This window comes from Paenibacillus sp. FSL K6-1558 (assembly GCF_038002565.1).
GTDB classification, from domain to species: domain Bacteria; phylum Bacillota; class Bacilli; order Paenibacillales; family Paenibacillaceae; genus Paenibacillus; species Paenibacillus polysaccharolyticus.
This window is the reverse complement of record NZ_JBBOCV010000001.1, coordinates 1,587,392-1,610,608: the sequence shown is the minus strand read 5'-3', so window position 1 is coordinate 1,610,608 and position 23,217 is coordinate 1,587,392. Positions and strand designations below refer to the sequence as shown.

Below are 23,217 nucleotides of genomic sequence, written 5' to 3'. Positions count from 1 at the left end.
GAGGATTATATATGTTGAATAATTTAAGTGATGATATAAAGAGAATTGTAATAACATCCACCTTTGAAACCGATCCGATTGTATCTTATATCAGTTGGTGGGCCGAAAGGATGCTTCCTTTCAAACTGGAAGTAACTCTTCATAAAGGACGGATGCTGAAAGATCTTTTGTTTCCAAGAAGTCAGTTCATGAATTCATTCGATTATCGTGTCGTTTTTAACCGTTTTGAGGATTGGATTCGTGACGATGATCACTTGTTGGAACCTCACAAATATGAAAAGTTAGAATTCGCTTTGAGCGAAATGTTAAATACTATTGAGACGGCCTCCAAAAGGGAGGCTCTCATGGTAGCCATTTTCCCTATTTCTACAGAAGCTGGACTAAGTAATACATTACTTAGCTATCTACAAGAGTTGAACCAACGCTGGAAGGAAGCGTTACAACAGATACCTACCGTGCACATCATAGATTTCGAGTCTGCACAGAATCTTTATGGTATTGAGAGAACGTTTGATTATGTTAAAGAAAATTTAGCACACATGCCTTTTTCTCAAGAATTTGATGCTGTTATGGGTGCTTATTTAGTAAGGCAAGTACATGCGCTCATTAATCAAACATTTAAAGTTATCGTTTTGGATTGTGACAATACCTTATGGGAAGGCATTTGTGGTGAGGATCAGGCCAGCGTGGTCATAGATAAGCCATTTAAAATCTTGCAACAGATCATGCAAGAAAAAATGGGAGAAGGTTTTCTTCTATCTATTGTTAGTAAAAATAACGAGAGCGATGTATGGAATGTATTTGAAACTTACAAAGACATGGTATTAAATAAAGAGGATTTTGTGAGTTGGAGAATTAATTGGAAAAGTAAAGCAGAAAATATTCGAGAGATAGCACAAGAACTTAATCTGGGATTGGACAGTTTCATTTTTTTGGATGATAGTCCTCATGAATGTTTGGAAGTGATGAATCAATTACCTGAGGTTCTAACGTTAAAGATTCCAAAGGATAAAAAACATATTCCATCATTTCTATCTCACATTTGGGCTTTGGATAAAGCCCTTATAACGGATGAAGATCGAAAGCGAACTTTCATGCAGAAAACTACTACGATCCGTAAAACATTGGAAGCTAAATCACCTGAAGAATATTTGAAAGAATTGCAACTCAGAGTTTTTATTGATAAAGCAACGGTTAACATGCTGCCGAGATTGTCACAATTAACTCAGCGTACTAACCAATTTAACTCCAGCATTATTCGAAGAACAGAAAATGAGCTGAATGAAATATTAAAAAGTGAGAATTATGTTTGCTGGGCCATTGAAGTTGTAGATCGTTTTGGCTCTTATGGCCTGACTGGCCTAATCATTAATCAAATTCTGAATAAAACTTTGGTAGTGGATACATTTTTGCTTAGTTGTCGTGTTCTTGGAAGAGGAGTTGAAGCCTCCGTATTCTCTACATTAAAGAGCTTTTGCGAGATGCAAGGATTGTCTGAAATTAAAGTTATAATCCACAACGGAGAAAAAAATACGGCTATAAAAGAGTTTTTAAGAGAAAATAAATGGATTGAAAATGATACTGAGGTAATGGATCAATCGCTATTCAGTATTTCAATTGCAAATATTCCAAGTGAAGTAGCGCATATCGACCTTTTCTATGGACAAGGTTTGACTGGCGAAGCCATAGAGACAACAGATTCAACAAGATCAAAGAAACAAATTCTTTTGGAGGACAACGGTGGATGGGAGACATTTGTTGAAAATGAGCAAAAATTAATTCATGTCGCGCATTTCACACCACTTCAACATAGTCGCCCGGAAGAGTTGAAGCTGTTGCCGCTCGGTTCTAACGTGACATTAACTTTGATTGATAAGGAATTGTCTAGTATTGAAAATTTAGTAAATGAAGGCATTAGAACTGTATGGGGGAAGCAGGTAACTTCATTAAATGAAGATACATTTGACTGGAGTACTGAACCAATTTGGCTCAAATATGCGTTTGTCTCAGAAATATTTGAGAAAGTCGATATGATTATACCAACTGAAGAGTTGGACCAGTTTACAACTCGTACAAGTATTGTTAATTACCTCGAAGAGTTGCTGAAGGGGATGGACAAAACTTATGTCTAGAACAATGGTACTCTTTCCCGGACAAGGAACACAGTATGTGGGTATGGGGAAAGCATTGTATGAAAACTATCCGATGATTAAGCGAACATTTGATGAAGCTGAAGACATTCTAAATTTCTCAGTTAAAAAGCTGTGCTTTGAAGGCACGTCAGAACATTTGAATCAAACGATTAATGCTCAGGTTGCCATTGTTGTATTGAGTGTCGCTGCTTATCGACAGTTTGCTAATATGCATGAAATAAAACCCGATTTGATGGCAGGACACAGTCTGGGGGAGTATTCCGCACTTGCTTGTGCGGGAGCAGCATCTTTTGAAGATATTTTAAAAACTGTATTTTACCGAGCGCAAATAATGGATGAAATCTCTAAATCCACAAATGGAGCTATGTTAGCTGTATCGTTTCAAGCAGAACATATCGATCTGATTGAAAGAGAATGCATAGAATCACGTTCAAAGGGGGGGCAAATATGGATTGGAGCATATAATGCCAGTGACCAGTTAGTATTGACGGGTGATAAAAGAGATGTGTTGTTGATGGGGGAAAAATTGGTGGGAATAGGCTGCAAAACAGCCCTGCTGCATGTATCTGGCGCATTTCATAGTCCTATTATGGCGGAAGCAGAAGAGAAACTCAAATCAAGGTTAACCTCAATAAAATGGGGTCTTCCCTTTCATAAAATCTTAGCTAATGTAACTGGAAAGGAGTACACAGATAGCAAACTCATTCCTGAATATCTTGCTTCACAAATAACAAAACCCGTCCTTTGGTCTAAATCAATTCAACATGCCTTACAAAGTGATGTAACTCAAATTATTAGCGTGCCACCAAAAAATATTTTTCATAGAATGATACCTCAAAGCGAAAAACACGTACAATTTTTTACTATATCCCGTGTGGAAGATTTCAACAATTATCAGCGTGTTAATCTAAAAGAACTGATCGCGAGATTATTATCCGTAATAGTTAGTACGCGAAACTACAATACTGACATCAATGAATACAATTTAAAGGTGATTCCTGCTTATAGAGAGTTAGAGGAAATGTATCACAATGAGGCGGGTACCGACAATTCAAATTCAGATTATGTTTTTTATGTTCTCGAGCTATTTCTAAATATTCTGAAATTCAAAAGTATACCTTTGGATAATCGAAGAGTAATCCTTCAATCTATTAATCAGGCTTTTAATCTAAATTATGAATGGGACAACTAAACATGTTATCTAGGAAAGGGAAAAAACGATGATGAAATTGAAGGATTTATCTTTAGGGTACAGTAGCAACAAGGCTTCTATCGTTCAGAATGTACAAAAAGTAGATAACAGGGATATTGCCATTATTGGAATGGCAGGTTATTTTCCAGGTAGTGAGACATTAGATGAGTTTTGGACAAACCTCTGCGATGGCAAAGATCTAATTGTGGAATTACCGGAAGATAGAAAAATGGATTTGGATCGTTATCTAGACTTTAAAAACGTCCCAAATCCCGGATATGTTAAAGCAGGATATGTGAAAAATGTCGATACATTCGATTTTCACTTCTTTGGATTATCTCCTGCCGAAGCAAAAGCAATGGATCCAAACCAAAGGCTCTTTTTAGAGGTTGCATGGAAGGCTATTGAAGATGCTGGATACGGGGGCACCAGATTAGTTGGTAGTGAAACTGGAGTATATGTCGGTTTTAGCGGAAACGCTGGTGGGCTGTATCAAAATTATGTTCAAGATATTAGCCCTGAGTTGGAAAATGTAGCAGGGGGGCTAAATGCTATTATAGGAAGCAGAATTTCCTATTTATTAGATTTGAAGGGTCCAAGTATGCTAATTGATTCTTCATGCTCCTCTTCGTTAGTAGCAATACATACAGCTTGTAAAGCTATTCGTAATGGGGATTGCGAGGCAGCCATATGTGGTGGAGTAAATCTCAATCTTTTGCCAACAGAGAGTGGAAACAAGATTGGAATTGAATCTAGTACATCTAAGGTTCGCGCTTTTGCAGAAGGGGCTGATGGAACAGTTAGTGGAGAAGGAGCCGCTGCAATTATGTTGAAATCACTTCATGCGGCTCAGAGTGAGGGAGACCATATTTACGCTATCATCAAAGGTAGTGCAATTAATCAGGATGGTAAATCTGCTGGTATTACTACGCCTAATGTTGCGGCTCAGGAAGAAGTATTGCTTAAAGCCTGGAAAGATGCCAGAATCGAACCGAGTACGATCTCTTATATAGAAGCACATGGAACGGGTACCAAAATAGGAGATCCTATTGAAGTAGAAGCTCTAACCAGAGCAATGAGGAAATTCACAGATCAAAAGCAATTCTGTGGTATCGGATCTTTAAAATCGAATATTGGGCATTTGGATGCAGCAGCAGGAATTGCTGGAGTGATCAAGAGTGTATTGTCACTAAAACACAAAGTAATCCCTCCATCTCTACATTTTGATTGTCCGAATAAACTCATTGATTTTATCAACTCGCCTTTCTATGTCAACCAAGCATTATCTCAATGGAGTGATAATGACGTTGTTAGACGATGTGGGGTGAGTGCGTTTGGTATGAGTGGAACTAATTGCCATCTGGTTTTAGAGGCGTACGATACTAAGACACTACAGACAGCCGATACGAGCCACTTAAACGAAAATTCAATTAATGTATTAGCTATTTCTGCACGAAACTCTGAGGTGCTTTACGTACTTCTCAAAACATATAAATCATTTTTGTCTTTAAATCCAGATGTTGACTTGAAAGGGATGTGCTATACAATTAATACAGGTAGGGGACATTATTCGGAGCGAATATTAGTCTTTTTTACCGATTATGAAGACCTCCTACGCAAATTAGATTTATGTCTTGTAGTTCCGTTTGATCGTTTTGTTCTACCTACTAAATTAGGTCTTTACGAACCTTTCAGAGACTTGTTTAACCAATATCTACAGGGAGAACAAGTTGATTTAAGAGATGTTTATAATGCTCCAGTAAATAAGATTTCACTTCCTTCGTATCCGTTTGAAAGAATTCGTTGTTGGTTGGAGATCGACAAGAATAAATGTGTTGATGAAACTTATTCTAATGGAACATCCATCAAAACAGTTCAGCAGACAGTGAATCAAGTCTGGAAGGAAGTGTTAGGTTACAACGAAATAAATGAAGATGCTAATTTCTATGAATTAGGAGGAGACTCCATTTATGCTCTGAAAATTGTTAATAAGCTACGTGATCATCTTCAGGTTGATCTTGAGATCAGTAAATTATTTGTTCATCCTACGATTTCAGAGTTTACAAACTATGTGGAAACAAAATCAGACCCAATGCGTCAGATAAAATCCTATGATCCGGTGGTAAAAAATAAGGGATTTATACCGCTTACATTTGCACAGAGAGGTATATTTTATGCTCTTCAAAGATCGAAATTAAATACAAGTTACAATATGCCTGGATCTCTAGATATATTTGGAGAGATTGACCTAGAAAGATTAGAAGATTCACTTCATACACTTGTTAAATTACATCAGCATTTGCAAGCGTCATTTCATTTTGTAAAACAAGAGCCCATGCAGAAAATAGAAGAATATGAGTTTGAAATTGAGCATCTTCATCTTGGAAATAATGATATTGAATCACTATATCGGGACTTTGTAAGACCTTTTGATATATCTACTGAAATTTTAATCAGAGTAGGTATAGTTCATTGTAGTAGTGACCATTATTGTGTCTTTTTTGATGTGCATCATCTTGTTTCAGATGGTGTATCTATGAATATTTTAATGGAAGATTTTGTCAGTCTCTATCTTGGAAAAAACCTTGAAGTTGTTAGTCACAGTTATCAAGATTATATATTCTGGCAACAAAGCAAGGAAGGCCTCCAAATTTTTGATGAACAGGAACGATTCTGGCTTGAGCATTTGAAGGGAAAACTTCCTGTTCTAGATATGCCAATGGATTATAGTCGTCCTGACATACGAGAAGGAACGGGAGATGAGGTCGGTATTGATCTAGACTCAGCTCTAACTAGTCAAGTAAGAGAGAAGGCAATGGCAGAAGGAGTAACCACATTCACTTTTCTGTTTGCGGTATATGCGCTGCTCTTGCATAAATTTTCAGGTCAAGAAGACATTATAATAGGTACCCCCACCTCAGGCAGATCACGATCAGAGTGGGAAAGGGTTGTGGGCATGTTTGTAAATACACTTGCATTGCGTGTGAAGCCGAAACAAGATCAAACATTTAAAGAGTTTTTACATTCTGTGCGTGAAATAATCCATAATGCTTTGAATTACCAGAGCTATCCTTTCGAACTGATCGCTCAAAAAGCAGAATATTCTCACGATATAAACAGAAATCCAGTGTTTGATACAATGTTCATTATGCAGAATAACAAATCAAACATTATGAATATTGATAACTTATCTTTCGTCAGTAAGCAGTTTTCTAATGATACAGCAAAATTTGATTTTAAGATGGAAGTCTATGAGTCTCCTGAGAAATTAGGGATTGTTTTAGATTACAGTACTGAACTGTACCGGGAATCAACGATCCAGTTATGGTTAAATAACTATCTTCACTTAATTAAAGAGATATGCTCAAATTCGAATGTAAGATTAAGAGACATCTTCTTAATTGAAAGCTCAAGAAACGATAAAGCTTTTCTTGATTTTAATGATGATTTAAATTGACTGGATACTTAAGTCAGAATATAAATTATTGACTTTTATATGTTAATGACGGTTTCTATCACGTTTTGAATTAAAAATAATTATTAATTCAGCTACCTATTTCGAAACCGTCATTAGCTTACGATGCAGAAGTCGATATTCTTCCGGTTGTACAATACATATAGTTAATTCATTTATTAACTGTGGAGGTAATATGTGCGGAATTTGCGGTGTGTTCAATCTAAAATTGAAAGATAATGTCGTTGCTGTTGCTACATTGGAAAAGATGATTCAATTACTCCACCATAGAGGACCAGACGATCGTTCCCAATATATAACGAAACGATTAGCGTTGGGTTTTACAAGACTTAGTTTACTTGATCTTGAGCATGGTCAGCAGCCTTTTTTTAACGAAGAAGGTACAGTTGTGGCTGTGTGTAATGGAGAGATTTACAACTATGAAAATTTAAAACAAACGCTGCTAACCCATGGACATGTAATTAATACAAATTGTGACATGGAAATTATACCTCATCTGTATGAACAATATGGGATGAACTTTATAAACTATTTGAATGGTCAATTCGCCATTGCGTTATACGATTCAAAACGTGAGGAAATGTTTCTTATACGTGACCAAACGGGAATATGTCCGTTATTCTATACAATTAAAAACGAAGACGTCATATTTGCATCGGAAATCAAGTCAATCTTGCAACACCCCTCAGTTAAAAAAAAGGTGAATCTTATTGCTCTAGATCAACTATTTACATTCCCTAGCATAGTTGCTCCAAACACCTTATTTGAAGATATTTTTAGTCTTGAGAACGGGCATTACTTGAAAATTTCTGGTGGTGTAGCGGAGAAAGTTCAGTACTGGGATCTTATATATCCAAAGCTAAATGAAGTGGGGAAATCAGTAAAACAAGAGCATGATTATTTAGAAGAATTAGAAGATGTTTTTTCAGAAGCTGTAAATATTAGGTTAAATGCTGATTCTCCGGTAGGCTTGTACGTGAGTGGAGGTTTAGACTCCTCTATGATCGCTCTTAAGGCGTCAGAGTTCTCTACAGACTCAAGGAAAACATTCTCTATTACTTTTCGAGACAAAAAATTAAATGAAGCCAAATATCAGAAACTGATCGCAAAAACGATAAACTCCAAACACTATGAATATGAATTTGATATAAACGACATCACAGAACAATTGCGAGATGTGGTGTGGCATTCGGAGACCGCTTTAAAAGAGAGTTACAATACGGCTTCTTATATGCTTTCTAAACTTGTAAATCGTGAAGGAATTAAAGCAATACTTACTGGTGAAGGTGCTGACGAGTTGTTTGCAGGGTATGTGGGTTACCGTTTTGATCAGTTTAATGCTCAAAAAGGTACTAAAGCGGTTGCAAAAGAAGAACTTGCCATTCGAGAAAACTTATGGGGGGATCCCAGTTTTTTTTATGAACAAAATTACAGTGAACTTCAATATTTAAAATTAAAACTCTATAGTGAAAAGATATCAGTTGATTTTTCGTTGATAAATTGTCTAAATCATCCTGTCATTTGTAAGAACAAGATCACAGATATTCATTTATTACATAAACGTTCGTACATTGATTTTAAATTAAGACTTCCTGAACATTTGCTAGCCGGTCATGGCGATCGAATGGCCTACGCGAATTCAGTTGAAGCTCGTTATCCGTTTTTAGATGCGAAGCTAATCGAATTCACTTCGAGAATACTACCACCAAATCTAAAACTGAAAGGTTTTAACGAGAAGTATGCATTAAAAAAAATTGCCGATCAATTCGTTCCTGAAGAAATAATTAAACGTCCCAAATTTGCTTTCGTAGCTCCTGGCAGTCCCGAATTGATTCAAGAGGGGAATGAATATTTACTAAGCCTTCTTTCTTATGAGAGGATAAAAAAACAAGGTTATTTTAACCCTGATTTTGTGCATGAATTATTGGCTCAATATAGTCAAAATGGTTTCAAACTAAATGTTCCCTATGAGAGAGATTTACTAATTATTATTATTACTTTTTGTGTGTTTTTAGATGTCTTTGATATGCCGGACTTATAAATTAAAAAACTGGGGGTATAAAGTGGTGGATGAGAGAACAATCCAGGCAAAAATATCAGAAAGTTTTAGCTTATATCAGAATCAATGTGCAATAGAGTACCAAACTCGGCATATTTCATATTCCGAGTTACAGTCAAAATCTAATCAGATTACCCATTGGCTGAGAAATGAAAATATAGAGACGGGAAGCTTTGTTGGTGTTTCTGTCCATGACCGTTTTATTCTAATCGCAGCGATGATTGGTATTTGGAATGCTGGTTGTGTTTTTGTGCCCCTAGATGCCGATTATCCGAATAAAAGATTAGAATCCATGATAGAAGCAGCGGAACTGAAAGTAATTATCGTGGAGCATATTGAATCGCGGTTTGCCATGATCCAGGAACGCGGCGTTAGGCTGCTTGAGGCAACAAATTCTAATCTAGAAATATTAGCTAACACTGAAATTTTACATTCTCTCGAATATGATGAGGATGATGCGGTGTATATATACTTTTCATCAGGAACTAGTGGACTGCCTAATGCAATAGTCGGTCGAAATAAAGGGTTGCTGCACTACACAGATTGGGAAATCAACGAATTTGATTTAATGGGTGGAAAGAAAGTTAGCCAACTGACTTCTCCAAGTCACGATCCCTTTCTAAGAGATATCCTGGTACCTCTACTATCAGGAGGAACCATTTGCATACCTGAATCCAAGTCTGTTCTCTTATACGCGGAAAAACTAATGACATGGATAGAAGAAAGTGAAGTTCAAGTAATTCACTGTACCCCAAGTTTATTCAAAAATATGAATATGTTTAAACAAGATCGAGAATATTTCAAATCTCTTGAATATATATTTCTAGCTGGAGAAGAGATTAGTCCTAAAAAATTAAAAAATTGGTATGAGACAATGGGTACTCACGTCCAACTAATTAATCTTTATGGACCTACCGAGACTACACTGGCCAAATTATTTTACAAAATAAAACCACAGGATGTACATCGTGCAAGAATGCCCATTGGCCTACCAATGTCCGGAGCACGTGCAGTTATTGTGAACGAAGAATTACAGGTTTGTACTGATGGTACTAAAGGAGAAATCATTATTCGTACTCCTTACCGCAGTCTAGGATATTTTAATAATGAAAATTTAAACCGAATAAGATTCATTCAAAATCCATTCTCTGAACTTGAAGGAGACTGGGTATATAGAACTGGAGATATGGGTAGATTGCTGCCAGATGGAAATATTGAATTTATGGGACGAAAAGACAGACAAGTCAAGATTCGAGGACATCGTGTTGAACTAAATGAAATTGAGCATACTATTATGGCTACGGGACTAGTAAAAGATGTAGCTGTGATCGCAAAGGACATGCCTTCAGGAGATCTAATGATAGTTGCCTATGTCATTCCCAATTTTAGATCACCAGATGAAACTTCGTATTCCTTTGAAAAATATAAAAAAAGTATTGAAAATATTTTGTTGGAGCCAATGATTCCCTCATATTTCTTTGAGCTTTTGGAATTTCCTCTCAATGAAAATGGAAAGATTGAATACTCCGCACTTCCTGCACCTGATTTGGTAGAATATGATCCACCGATTAGTCAATATGAGAAAGAGATTGCCCTAATTTGGGAGGAAATCCTTGAAATTGAATTAGTTGGACGTAATCATGCTTTTTTACAGCTTGGTGGGAACTCTATCAATATAATGAACATGATTGCTAAGATATATGAAAAATATGAGGTGGATTTGACGTTAGAAGTCATATTTGAAAACTCGCAACTCTCTGAAATTGCCCGCTACGTGGAGATAAAATACAATGAGATGAAATTAGAGATGGCGGAACAGGAGGAACTAGATGACAGTAAAAGTTATTCAGGGAATTAAACCATTTAACCATTTTTTTTATAAAAGCTGTTTTTATAATGCCTTGTTTCCCGTATTAGAATGGATGAATAGAAGCATATATCCACATATTACAAATGATATTATTTTATATAATCAAAACATCCAAACGCCTGGCATGTTAGAGATGGTATATCATAACTTCCGTGATCCTGAACAAATTTTCGTTGAAGAAAACTATAAAATCAATACATGCCACAGAAAAGACGACATAGTTAATGAGCTTATTCAGGCCATTAATCTTAACAATCCAGTTATCATTTGGCTAGACTGCTATTTTGAAAATATTCGCTCAGACATGTACCTCAATGAACATTGGGCTCATACGATATTAATCATCGGTTACAATGATGCTACTCAACAGTTTGCTATAATGGAGCATTTGAACAAAGACAGTCTAAACTATGAGTTGAAATGGATTTCGTTTGATAGTCTTAAACAGGCTTACAATGGCTTTTTCGATTTAAAGCATTCTGAAGAAAACCCTATTTCTTATTACGAATTTTTTTATCAATCTGAAGATGAAAATTACAGTTGGGTTGGAAGATTTGAGGATAATATAATTAATCACCAACATTTATATGAAAAAGGTATTATTCAATTAGAACAATATTCAAGATGGCTTAAGGATGTATGTCGGGATCCGGATCATCTGGTTCAATTTATAGAACCCATATTTTCAAGTCTAAATCAAATTGTTACAGCTAAACAGGTTGAATGTGCAAGATATTTTTATTTTGATCAAAACCAAGAACGATTACAACTGATAGGCAATTTATTAGAAGAGTGGAAAAGTATTCGTATTATTTGGGGGAAATACTATTTTTCTTCGGTTTATTCATATGATCGGATTTCTATTTCTATTGATGGAATAAATAGAATACTGGAAATGGAAAAAAAGTTGGTCTGCATTAATGAAAGGAAGCCAATTTTATGAGCAATCAATCCACGCCTGTGTTATTTTGTATTCCCTATGCCGGCGGAAATGCTTCGATATATTATAAATGGAGGAAAAGTTTAGAAGGGGTTGTACATATAATTCCATTGGAAATGAGAGGGCATGGTCGCCGCTTAAATGAGGCATTGTATGATAACTTTGATGATGGTGTTGAAGATTTGCTTCAGCAAATTCAAGATGCCAATATTGAGACGTCCTACAGCATTTTTGGACACAGCTTAGGTGGTATGTTAGCTTACGAAGTATCAAGAAGACTTGAGGGGAAAAAGGAGAATATTCCCCAACATGTTATTATCTCGGGGTGTTTACCTCCTAACTTGTTTGGTACCAGTAGACAAAAGAAAGTACAAGAAATAAATGATTCTAGTCTATCAGAGACCATTAGGAATTTAGGAGGCACACCGGAAATCATTTTACAAGATCAGGAATTGCTGCGTATCTTCTTACCTGTTATTAGAAATGATTTTCGATTAGTCGAAGAGTATGCTTTTCAGGAAACACCTTCAATGGGGCTGCCCTTGTCTATTTATGTTGGGGACGCAGACACACCCTGTGACCTAGATTCAATACGCGGGTGGTATGATTTTACAGAATCAACTCAAAAAAATATAAAAATATTTCATGGTGGTCATTTTTTTATTCATGAGGATGAAGAAAAAGTCATTCAACAAATATTAACCGAAATGAAAATTCAATAAGACAGGAGTACTATAAATATGACTAATGAAATTGAAAAGCAATTTATTGATATGTTGCATAAAGAACTACCTGGGATTGAAATAGAAATTTCAATGGAAACGAATTTAATTCAAGCTGGAGTTAACTCTATTAGCTTTATCAAACTTGTAATTCTAATAGAAAATGAATTTAATATTTCATTTGATGAAGAGAGATTAGACATTAGTTATTTTCCGACGATCAAAGATATTGTAGATTATATCGAATCCGAATTAAACAAAAATAATTCCTTAGAGAAAAAAAATGGATAAGACTGTCTCATATTCAGCTGCTAAAACTTTCTCGAGGCTAATTAAGCATTCTAAATCTTATCTTATATTATATATTTGTTTATTACTAATAATTGTGTGCTTAGCTTTTATAAACTTAGGTTATCTTGAATCGATTCGAAGAATAATTTCGGGTGCTACCTCAAAGTCTCTTCAAGCCGTGTATATTGGTGCTTTTTTAGCAATAGCTACTACTCTAGTTCAAATAGTTCTTGGTCTTTTACAGGACAGAGTTATGATTAAAGTGAAAAATGAATCTATAAGCGGAATGCAACGTGACGTTCTTAACGAGATTTACAGAAAGAAGCAAGAGTCCTTAGAGGACTATCATAGCAGTGATCTATTAGGTAGATTGCTTAGCTCTGTCACCAATGCACAAACAGGAGTCAACGAAAAGTTTCTTGTTTTATTTCAAAATCTACTACAGATACTTTTCAGCTTGGCATATTTCAGCTGGCTAAATTTCCCCTTAACCATCGGATTGATTAGCTTCACATTAGCTTACCCGATGATGACTTACCCTATATCGCGGTTTTTGCGTAATCATTATGACCGTCAAGGGGACGAAGTTGCAAAAAGAGATGTTATACTTCAAGAATCCGTACAAGGTGTTGAGGAAGTAAGAACATTCCAATTGCAAAAACATTTACGATTATTGCTATCGGACAGACTTCATCAGGTTCTACAGCGTACTTTTAAAATCTCTATATTAGAGAGAAGCATCGATTCACTGAATAGGTTTGCTACTTTTGGTGGAATGATTTTCACGCTAGGTTTCGGCGGTTATCAGGTGTTCAATGGAGACTTGGCTGTGGCGAGTTTGGCTACATTTGTTGTTACAAGTGGACAACTTATAAATCCACTGTTATCTATTTCTAGTTTATGGACTGATACGATTCAATCTCTAACACAAGCACAGAGAGTTTTTACAATCATAGATTTACCTGATGAGAAAAACAATGGATTAAAAGGGAGAGTTAGCTCTGATAATGTAAATGCTTACAACCTTACGTTTGAAAACCTAAAGTACAGTTACTCAAATGGAAACAAAGGTTTGAAAAATTTCAATTTAAAAATCAACTCAGGTCAAACGGTTGCGATCGTTGGTCCAAGTGGTTCAGGTAAGTCAACTTTAATGAAATTACTACTTCGATTCTATGACCCTGAGCAAGGTAAAATCCTATACGGTGATGTACCTATTAATGATATCGATATTCATGAATGGAGAAGCTGTATCGGTTATGTTTCTCAGGATGCGGTCATTTTCACTGGTTCCATTAGAGATAATATTTGTTTCGGATTAAATAATGCTTCATCAGAGGAAATAGAATTTGCGGCGAGATTGGCTCATTTACATGACAGGATTGTTGCTCTACCCGAAGGTTATAATACGGTTATTGGAGAGCGTGGTGTTAGTTTGTCTGGAGGAGAGATTCAGCGACTTTCTTTAGCTCGTGTCTATTTGAGAAGACCCGCAATTTTTTTGTTAGACGAACCAACTTCAGCTTTGGACATTGAAAATGAGAAAAAATTCAAAGAGTCGATAGATTACATTGCAAAAGAATGCACAACATTTATTGTTGCTCACAATCTAGAAACGATCAGACATGCAGACATTATTGTTTATCTCAAAGACGGTGTTATTGAAGAAATCGGCAGTCACGAAGAATTGATAAACAAGCAAGGCGAATATTACCGATTGTTACAAAACGAATACATGTAGGAAGGGGATTAGCATAACGTATGGATGAGATTATCAGTACAAAAAAAACATTATCTCTTTTATGGGGTTATTTGAAAAAATATTGGATGATTTTAGCTTTTCTCCCTTTCTTAATGCTAGTAGATGTTTCGTTTGAGATAGGTGTAGCTAAAATTCAGGGATTATTCATTGATACCGCGACCACAGGTACGAAAGAGGAACTTTTCTCCTTAATCAAACTAGTTATTTCTTTACTATTAGCAGGCATTCTATTTTTATCAATACATCGCCATATCATCGTTAAGTTACTCGGTTACGTTCATCGTGATCTGACGTTGAGGTTATTCGATGTACTTAACAATATGCCATATCAAAAAATAAAGATGTTTCACTCTGGAGAACTAGTTTCCAGAGTGAAGGAAGATGTTGAGCATAGTTCAAAAATTATAGAATCGTTAATTGAGTTCGCCACTGTCTTGTTACTTATCATCTTCTCTTTCATTTACTTAATTCGAATAGATGTGGTATTAGCATTGTTAGGTGCTTTTGGATCCCCTGTTCTTTTTATGATTGGTCGTATTTTCGATCGAAAGATACGCAATCAATCAAGCCTTGTACAGGAGAAAGAACTGAAACTACGTGAAACATCACAAGAATTTATTCAAGGCTTGGCGGTTGTTAAAATATATGGGGCCAAGAATCTTTATGTAGATCAATTTGAGAGACAGAGGGGTGAACTAAACCAATCACAAACTAAACTTGCCATGGTCAATTCTATGAGTCGAACTTTTACAGAAGGTAGCTTTCAATTAATCTATATTGTTGCCCTAATTTTCATTGCAATTGCTGCTTCAAGAGATTCATTAACTCCAGGTACAATTGTTACATTTAGTGTGCTTTTTGAGTTGGTTGTTTGGCCAGTTCTTGGAATGTCAAATCAGTATAGTCAGGTGCAAGAAGGGGTAGGGGCTTTCCGGCGAATCAACGAATTTCTAAAAACTAACCGTAATGCGGATAGCGAAACGATAATTTCTAAAGAACAAGGATTATTAGATAAAGATACAGTGCTTTCTTTGGAAAATGTATCGTTTCAGCCAGAAAGTAGTCATGAAGCAATTTTGAAAAATGTGAATTTTAAATTAAAAAAAGATGAGACAGTTATCGTTATAGGAGCAAGTGGTTCTGGCAAATCTTCACTCGCTAAGGTGTGTAGTGGTCTCTATGTACCTACATCTGGAAGAGTAGTCATTAGAGAAGAGACAGATTCTACTCAGAATGCTGTGTATGTAAGTCAATCAGCTTATCTTTTTTCGGGAAGCATACGTGAAAATATGGAGCTGAATTTACAAGGAATTACCGACCACGATATAAGTAAAGCTTCAACTTTAGCGGGGCTAGAAACATACATTGAACAGTTGCCTGAATCTTATAATACTCTTATTAGTGAACAAGGATCCAATTTTTCAGGTGGGCAAAAGCAGAGGTTAGCATTATCTAGAGCGTTTATACGTACTGAGAGTGATTTTATTATTATGGACGAACCTACATCTGCGTTAGACAAAGGAAACGAACAAAAAATAGTGGAATCCATGAAAAACTTCTTAAAAAATAAAGCTGCAATCCTCATTACCCATCGCCTGAGTCTTCTGCCTCTAGCAGATCGAATTATCGTTATGAACGAAGGCGGGATCGCTGAAGTAGGAACACATTCAGAGTTAATGAATAAAAAGGGGTTTTATTGGAAAATTAAAAATGCTGGAATTGAGGAAATTTAAGTGAAACGAATAGAATTAGCTATTAAGCCTTACAATGAGTTATGGATTAATTGTGTTTCCAATAATATGTTAAGCATCCTAAGTGCACACAACGAAGTGTGGACATATCTTCCTTGCTTCTCTCAGGCTTATTATGCAAAGAGATTGTTAATACCAGAAAAATCGGGTCAGGATGTAATTCAAGAGTACTTAAATGAAGGATGGCTCACATTACAGGTACTTTACAATCTACCAGAACTTGATCAATTTTTTCATGTGGAGCACTTATGGCCAAACTCAGAGGACGAGGCTGAAAATTTAATCAAACAAAAATTAAGCGAAGGTTGTTATGTATCACTAGAGTTGGATCGGTTTTACTTTTCTGGTGGTATTGAGTACAAGAAAAAAACTTTAATACATCCTACTCTAATCTATGGATACGATGAAGCCAAGCAGTCTTTTTTGTTATTGGAGGATTGTGTGCAACTGGGGCATCTAGAAGAATACAATCTTTCTTACACAGACTTTAATTTGGCTTTTCAAAATATGAACAATGGTACAAATGAAGAGAACGTTATTTTGCACATTTTAAAATTAAAGCCATTTGAAGAATCAAAAACATTATTCAAGGATCTGAAAAAGTTAACAGTAGATAACCTAAACGTATATTTATCAAATGTTCGTAAAGATTATGACGAAATATATTATGATGAATATGGCATTGGCGCCATCCAATGTTATGCAGAAAATGTTGATGAAATCGTATTTGCGGCGAAGGATAAAGAACATTTATATCATATATGCAAAATGCCATTTAATTTACAAAAAAGGAATTTTCTTTTGGTGGAATTATTATACGAATATAATGTCATTGATCAACAAGAAAAAGATATGTTACAAAAAAAGTATCAAGACCTTAGTAATAGTTGGCAGGCTTACAAAAATAAAGTATTGTATTACGTAGAATCCTCAAGGCCTGTCACTTATAATACTGATTTCAAGGAAAGATTAAATAAATTATATGCTACTGAGCGGGAAACAGCGGAGCTTTTCCTTGCCTGCTTGAAGAAATAGGAATGGTTTGTGAGACACAACTCCACCCAATTATTGAACTTGAAAGAAAAACAGGGTACTAACGTAATATCTAGAAATATTAAAAAAGGTTAAAGAAAGCAGCTCAACTTGAGCTGCTTTCTTTAACCTTGATCTGTATCTTCAAAGTTTGAAAAGTGGAAAGGGATCAATAGACCTATAAGATTTGTTTATTTTAGAGGTGCATATCACATCCAACAATTTCATTTGAACAACACATTTCATAAACACAACCCCCACATAATACATATCAGAAAGTGGATTCGGGCGTCTATTTATGAAGAGAGGTCACAATGGTGTATACTATCGATAGGCATATATTACCTTTCCCATCAACCAACACAACAATCTATGGACGGAGGACTCAAGTTTATGTTGAAACAGCTTAAGCCATATAAGGTATTACAGGAGCGTAGAATCGAAGAACTGAAATCCGATGCGTACCTGCTGGAACATCAAAAATCGGGTGCTCATATCATACTGTTGTCCAATAGTGATGATAACAAGGTGTTCAACATCGGTTTTCGCACACCTCCTGAAGATGATACAGGGGTAGCTCATATTCTGGAACACTCCGTGCTATGTGGCTCGAAAAAGTTCCCGGCTAAAGATTCTTTTGTGGAGCTGCTCAAAGGTTCACTCAATACATTCCTCAACGCGATGACGTATCCTGACAAAACCGTCTACCCCGTTGCGAGTCGCAACGATCATGACTTCCATAACTTGATGGATGTGTATCTGGATGCGGTATTAAATACGAATATTTATGAGAATGAAAAAATATTTTTGCAGGAAGGTTGGAATTACAACCTGACTTCACCAGAAGACGAACTGACATACAACGGCGTAGTGTATAACGAGATGAAGGGTGCCTTTTCTTCGCCAGAACGGTTGGTTCGACGAGAGGTGCTGAATTCTCTTTTCCCGGATACAACATACTCCTGTGAATCTGGGGGCTTCCCGGAGGCGATTCTGGATCTCACTTATGAAGGATTGCTTGATTTCCACAAACGGTACTATCATCCGTCCAACAGTTACATCTATCTATACGGGGATATGGATATGGAAGAAAAGCTGCAGTGGCTGGATGAAAATTACTTAGGCAACTATGATCGGATCGAGATTGACTCCGAGATTAAACTGCAATCTGCTTTCCCGAAACGGGTGGATACGGTGAAGTCCTACTCTGCGGGAAGTACGGAATCCGAAGTAGACAATAGCTTTTTGACCTATAATGCGGTGATTGGCACAAGTTTGGATAAGGAATTGAACATTGCGTTTCAGATTTTGTTATACGCACTGCTCAATGCACCGGGAGCTGTTCTGAAGCAAGCCTTGCTGGATAAAGGCATCGCGAAGGATGTCTACGGCTCTTATGATGATAGCTTGTATCAACCCGTGTTCACGGTGGGACTGAAGAAGAGCAACTTGTCCAGCAAGGACGAATTTCTCGGTACAATCAAGGAAGTGCTGGAGCGCGTTGTAAAAGAAGGCTTTGATCCGAAAGCATTGCTTGCCGGCATTAATTCTTATGAGTTCAACCACCGGGAAGCGGACTTTGGCCGGATGCCGAAAGGACTGATCTACGGACTCTCCTCCCTCCAAAGCTGGCTGTATGATAAGGAAGCGCCTTTCACGTATTTTGAAGCGAATGATGTATTTGCAGAACTTCGGTCCAAAATGAAAGACGGTTATTTTGAACAACTGATTGAGAAGTATTTATTACAAAACACACATACATCATTTGTTGCGCTCACACCGGACAAAGGCTTGAACGCACGCAAGGAAGAGGCACTGAAGGAGCGGTTGAAGTCGGTGCAGGCTGGACTTCGTCCAGAAGAGGTGCAGGATATGATTAAGCGCACCGAGGCGCTTGCCGAGTACCAGAACACCCCTTCCACCAAAGAACAGCAGCAAGTCATCCCGACGTTGTCTATTGAGGACATTGATACGAAGGCGTCTAAACTGTACCAAACGCTGAACAACGTGGATGGCACAACGATTTTGCATCATAACTTGTATACGAACGGTATTGGTTATCTGAGAATGTTGTTTGATATCAAGGAAGTACCGCGCCGCTTGTTGCCTTATGTGGGATTGCTCAAAAACGTCCTTGGTTACGTGGACACTCAAAACTACTTGTTTAACGAGTTATCGAATGAAATTCATATCCATTCTGGAGGCATCAACAGCGGGGTTGGTTCTTATGCGAATGCGCATCAGCTTCATGATTTCAAAGCAACCTATGAGTTCAATGCGAAAGTACTGTATGACAAACTGGGATTTGCTTTTGATATGATCAAGGAGATCGTGTTTACGTCCCGTTTTGACAACTCGAAGCGACTTTTCGAGATTATTTCTCAGGTCAAAGGTAATTTGCAACGCAGTCTGATCAACAGTGGTCATTCCGCAGGAGTTGCCAGATCGTCCTCGAAACATTCAGCCGTTGCTGATTTCCGGGAGGCGGTTAGCGGGATTGCTTATTATCAGTGGCTTGAGGATCTACAGGCGAACTTTGATGCGAAAAAAGAACAGCTGTCTTCCAGCCTGCAAGAGCTGATGGGTTACATTTTCAGACCGGAGAACCTGCTTGTCAGTTACACGGCAGACGATAAAGGATACGAAGGTCTGGAAGAGCAGGTGTCCGCACTGAAAGCCAAGCTGTTCACACATGATGTGGCGAAGGAAGCTTTTACCTTTACGCCTGCAACACATAACGAAGGTTTCCGTTCTCCTTCCGAGGTTCAATATGTCGTTCAAACCGGGAACTATGCTGAAAAGGGCTACGCCTATACGGGCTCATTACGTGTGTTACAGGGTATATTGTCACTGGACTATCTGTGGAACAATATCCGTGCCAAAGGTGGCGCTTACGGCTGTATGTCCGGGTTCAGACGGAATGGTGACAGTTTCCTGGCTTCCTACCGTGATCCGAATCTGGATAAAACCTACAAAGTATACGAGGAGATTCCGCAGTATTTGAACGATTTCCGTGCCGACGAACGGGAGATGACTCGTTATATCATTGGTGCGATCCAGGATCTGGATACGCCAAGAACGCCTTACAGTGAAGGGGCATTCTCGCTGGAATGTTATCTGTCCAATGTGACGGAAGCTGATCTGCAGCAGGAGCGCAATGAGGTGCTTGGTACGAAAGAGAGCGATATTATCGGGTTTGCCGGATTTGTCTCTGCCATTCTGGAGCAACAGCATCGGTGTGTTATTGGAAATGAGCACAAGATTGAAGAGCAGAAGCAACAGTTCGATGAAACGTTGGATCTGATCAAACATTAAGGAGCGGTAACCAGGGTTGCGGCTGTGAAAAGAAAGATTCAATCAATATCTTTAGAAAAAACATCTGTAGATAACAAGAAGAGACACTTGCAAGGGCTGGTAAGTGAAACAGCTTGGGCAAGTGTCTTTTTTATCTTATTCGGGTCCCTGTTTAAGTTACCGCAAGCATGTTGTAAATTTTAAGTGTGCGCAGATCCTCTTTGGAGATTTTCAGTTCATTGTATAGCTCGGGTGTTTCCGGCAACGGTGTTCGGGAGAAAAGCATTTTCAGTGCAATGGGCATAAACGGCCTGAATGAAACACCAGCCATAAGTCCCCATTTTTTCTCCGACTCCTGGAAGGATGCCAAAATATTAATATACAGATTCTCCAGTGGTGTAGCCTGATTTTTCAAAATGAGTGTAGTCAACGTATCATAATGCTCGGTGTGACCCCAGTACATATTTTCACATTCCTGATAATTGTCAAAATCCTTCACATTCATATACATCACCGTACGGTAACGATTGGCGTCCGATTGAGCCATCATGTCGATCACGCAGCGAATGAGACTGTTGTTCCTGCCGTCGTAGAAGTACGAATAGAAGCGGGTGGAGTTTTTGAAAAAGCTGGATTGGACCGTGTTCATCAGCGGAGACGCATGCCTCGGTTCTTGGTAGAGCAACTGCTCAACCTGAATGTTCAGCGCATCTGCAATCTGGTGTAGTGTGACGAGATCCAGCGTAATATCACCGCTCTCATATTTGGAAAGAGTACCTTTGCTCTTGAAAATCTGGTCTGCCAGTTGTTGTACGGTGAGCCCGCGCCATTTGCGGAAGTTTCGTATTTTTTTGCCCACTTCCTGGTTGATATTGTTCATTGGGGTGCTCCTTATCGAGTTGGATGATCAGAAGTGTTTCCTGAGAATAGACAAATAAGCTGAAAGTCTTTCTTAAACGCCAAAGCCTATCAGAAATATATCACTTTTTCAGTGAAAAGCCTATTCTAAAGAAACATCATAATTGATTTGTTTCTTCTAAGTAGATTCCCTTGCATTTGATGCAACTCCCGCGGCATGGAACAATAGGGTTAGAAGTGATGAACCGAAGAACGGATAGATCCAACATCCATAAATGATGAAACGAAAAGACAGAGGAGTTAACCCCATGACCAAGATGAGCAATACGAACAAGATAGACAATTCTTATAATTTTGATGAGATCATTGACCGCACCGGAACCAACGCCATGAATACGGATGGTTTCCGCCAATATATTTTCAACGCAACGAGTGAGATGGAATTTCCGTTTAAGGATGAGGAGTTCATCCGCATGTGGATTGCCGATATGGAGTTTGCCACACCTCCCGAGATTTTGGATGCCGTGAGAGAACGCCTGGATCGCCGCATTATGGGGTATTCGCAAGTTTTTGACCCGAGTTACTACGAAGCGGTAGCAAGCTGGATGAAACGATATTATGACTGGTCTTTCCCGAAGGAGCATCTGGAGACATCGAATGGCATTATTCCCGCGCTCTATGAACTGGTGGAGTATATCTGCCAGCCGGACGAAAAGGTATTGATCCTGACACCGTCCTATGGATTTTTCAAATCGGCAGCAGACCATAACCAGCTTGAGCTGGTGTGCTCGGACATGTTAAATGAAGAAGGGCATTATACAATTGACTTTGACGATTTTGAAGCGAAAGCCAGAGACGAGAAAGTTCGGGTATGCATTTTCTGTAATCCGCATAATCCATCTGGACGCATCTGGGGCACGGAGGAACTGAAGCGAGTAGGCGAAATCTGTTTGAATAATGAGCTATGGATCATATCAGATGAGATTCATTGTGATCTGCTTCGTACGGGAAAAACACATACCCCACTCGCCAAACTGTTCCCGGATACAGACCGAATTATAACTTGTATGTCTCCCAGCAAAACGTTCAACATGGCGGGTCTGATGTTCTCCAACGTTATCATTCCGAACAAGGCACTAAGGGAGATCTGGCAGGCACGTCATTATGGCTTCAAAAATCCGCTAAGCATTGCGGCAACTCAAGCAGCTTATGAACATGGCGATGAATGGCTGAGACAGTTAAAGCTTTACCTGGATGATAACTTTGCGTATGTTGATGACTTTTTAAAAACACATCTGCCGCTTGCCGTTTTTCACATTCCTGAGGCAACGTACCTTGCCTGGATTGATATTACGCCATATGCACCGAAGAATGTCAGCCTGCCTCTGTTCTTTGCGGAGCAAGCAGGCGTATTACTGGAGGATGGGGGAATGTTTGTGGCAAACGGCGAAGGTTGTATCCGGTTGAACCTGGCTTGCCCTCGCTCTGTCCTGAAGGAAGGTTTGGGTCGAATTAGTCGGGTGCTGGTGGACCAACGGACGGAACAAAAACAGGTGAAACAGGTGCCCGTACACGTATAACATCGGTAGGTTTTACGATGAACACGGGTATATACAGATCAATAGGAAAGGGGCGGAGCAGAACGTATTCTGTTTCGTCCCTTTTTGAGTGTTTCTTTTATTTATCTGAACGGTTTCCTTTCTCTTCGTCGTACACTTCTGGTCTGTCGACTACGGTTATGTTAAAATGATGGATAGTCTATGAGTCGCGGGACATGTGACTCTTGCAGGGAAGAGCCCTTCCAAACGGGCTACACGG

14 protein-coding genes are annotated in these 23,217 nt (G+C 38.0%); 13 read left to right on the top strand and 1 reads right to left on the bottom strand.

The genetic code is table 11. The annotated features are described in order from the left end of the window. Window positions 1-11 precede the first annotated feature (11 nt). The 12 genes from MHI38_RS06880 (at window position 12) to MHI38_RS06825 (ending at window position 20,562) form a co-directional block, all read left to right on the top strand. A complete protein-coding gene (locus MHI38_RS06880; RefSeq protein WP_154888200.1) occupies window positions 12-2,132 on the top strand; it encodes an HAD-IIIC family phosphatase in 2,121 nt (706 codons plus the stop codon). Further along, window positions 2,125-3,345 carry an ACP S-malonyltransferase gene (locus MHI38_RS06875; RefSeq protein WP_154888202.1) on the top strand — a complete coding sequence of 407 codons (1,221 nt, stop codon included), beginning with the start codon at window positions 2,125-2,127 and terminating at the stop codon, window positions 3,343-3,345. Before MHI38_RS06880 ends, MHI38_RS06875 begins: the two co-directional genes overlap by 8 nt. A gap of 31 nt (window positions 3,346-3,376) precedes the next feature. Next, window positions 3,377-6,802: a condensation domain-containing protein gene (locus tag MHI38_RS06870; RefSeq protein ID WP_341181065.1), complete on the top strand. Its 3,426-nt coding sequence runs from the start codon at window positions 3,377-3,379 to the stop codon at window positions 6,800-6,802. Window positions 6,803-6,995: 193 nt separating this feature from the next. Beyond that, the gene (asnB, locus tag MHI38_RS06865) at window positions 6,996-8,861 is read left to right on the top strand and encodes an asparagine synthase (glutamine-hydrolyzing) (protein WP_341181064.1); all 1,866 of its coding nucleotides are present in this window, start codon (window positions 6,996-6,998) and stop codon (window positions 8,859-8,861) included. A 25-nt stretch (window positions 8,862-8,886) separates the two neighbouring features. Then, on the top strand, window positions 8,887-10,737 hold the full coding sequence (locus tag MHI38_RS06860) for a non-ribosomal peptide synthetase (RefSeq protein ID WP_154888208.1): 1,851 nt from the start codon (window positions 8,887-8,889) through the stop codon (window positions 10,735-10,737). After that, the gene (locus MHI38_RS06855) at window positions 10,709-11,692 is read left to right on the top strand and encodes a C39 family peptidase (RefSeq protein WP_253492781.1); all 984 of its coding nucleotides are present in this window, start codon (window positions 10,709-10,711) and stop codon (window positions 11,690-11,692) included. The genes MHI38_RS06860 and MHI38_RS06855 overlap by 29 nt, the downstream gene beginning before the upstream one ends. After that, the gene (locus tag MHI38_RS06850; RefSeq protein WP_341181063.1) at window positions 11,689-12,411 is read left to right on the top strand and encodes a thioesterase II family protein; all 723 of its coding nucleotides are present in this window, start codon (window positions 11,689-11,691) and stop codon (window positions 12,409-12,411) included. The genes MHI38_RS06855 and MHI38_RS06850 overlap by 4 nt, the downstream gene beginning before the upstream one ends. Window positions 12,412-12,429: 18 nt before the next feature. Then, on the top strand, window positions 12,430-12,702 hold the full coding sequence (locus tag MHI38_RS06845) for an acyl carrier protein (RefSeq protein ID WP_154888214.1): 273 nt from the start codon (window positions 12,430-12,432) through the stop codon (window positions 12,700-12,702). Next, window positions 12,695-14,443 carry an ABC transporter ATP-binding protein gene (locus tag MHI38_RS06840; RefSeq protein WP_341181062.1) on the top strand — a complete coding sequence of 583 codons (1,749 nt, stop codon included), beginning with the start codon at window positions 12,695-12,697 and terminating at the stop codon, window positions 14,441-14,443. Before MHI38_RS06845 ends, MHI38_RS06840 begins: the two co-directional genes overlap by 8 nt. Before the next feature lie 20 nt (window positions 14,444-14,463). Beyond that, on the top strand, window positions 14,464-16,197 hold the full coding sequence (locus tag MHI38_RS06835; RefSeq protein WP_154888218.1) for an ATP-binding cassette domain-containing protein: 1,734 nt from the start codon (window positions 14,464-14,466) through the stop codon (window positions 16,195-16,197). Further along, window positions 16,198-17,250: a hypothetical protein gene (locus MHI38_RS06830; RefSeq protein WP_253492791.1), complete on the top strand. Its 1,053-nt coding sequence runs from the start codon at window positions 16,198-16,200 to the stop codon at window positions 17,248-17,250. Window positions 17,251-17,640: 390 nt separating this feature from the next. Beyond that, entirely contained in the window at window positions 17,641-20,562 is a 2,922-nt protein-coding gene (locus MHI38_RS06825; protein WP_308722801.1) for an insulinase family protein, read from the top strand. A 151-nt stretch (window positions 20,563-20,713) separates the two neighbouring features. On the opposite strand, the gene MHI38_RS06820 is transcribed toward MHI38_RS06825, so the two are convergent. Continuing rightward, window positions 20,714-21,421, bottom strand: a complete 708-nt coding sequence (locus tag MHI38_RS06820) for a helix-turn-helix domain-containing protein (protein WP_090923711.1) — start codon at window positions 21,419-21,421, stop codon at window positions 20,714-20,716. Window positions 21,422-21,707: 286 nt separating this feature from the next. Here MHI38_RS06820 and MHI38_RS06815 point away from each other — a divergent pair, with 286 nt between their 5' ends. Continuing rightward, entirely contained in the window at window positions 21,708-22,979 is a 1,272-nt protein-coding gene (locus MHI38_RS06815) for a MalY/PatB family protein (RefSeq protein WP_341181061.1), read from the top strand. The last annotated feature ends 238 nt before the right edge of the window (window positions 22,980-23,217 follow it).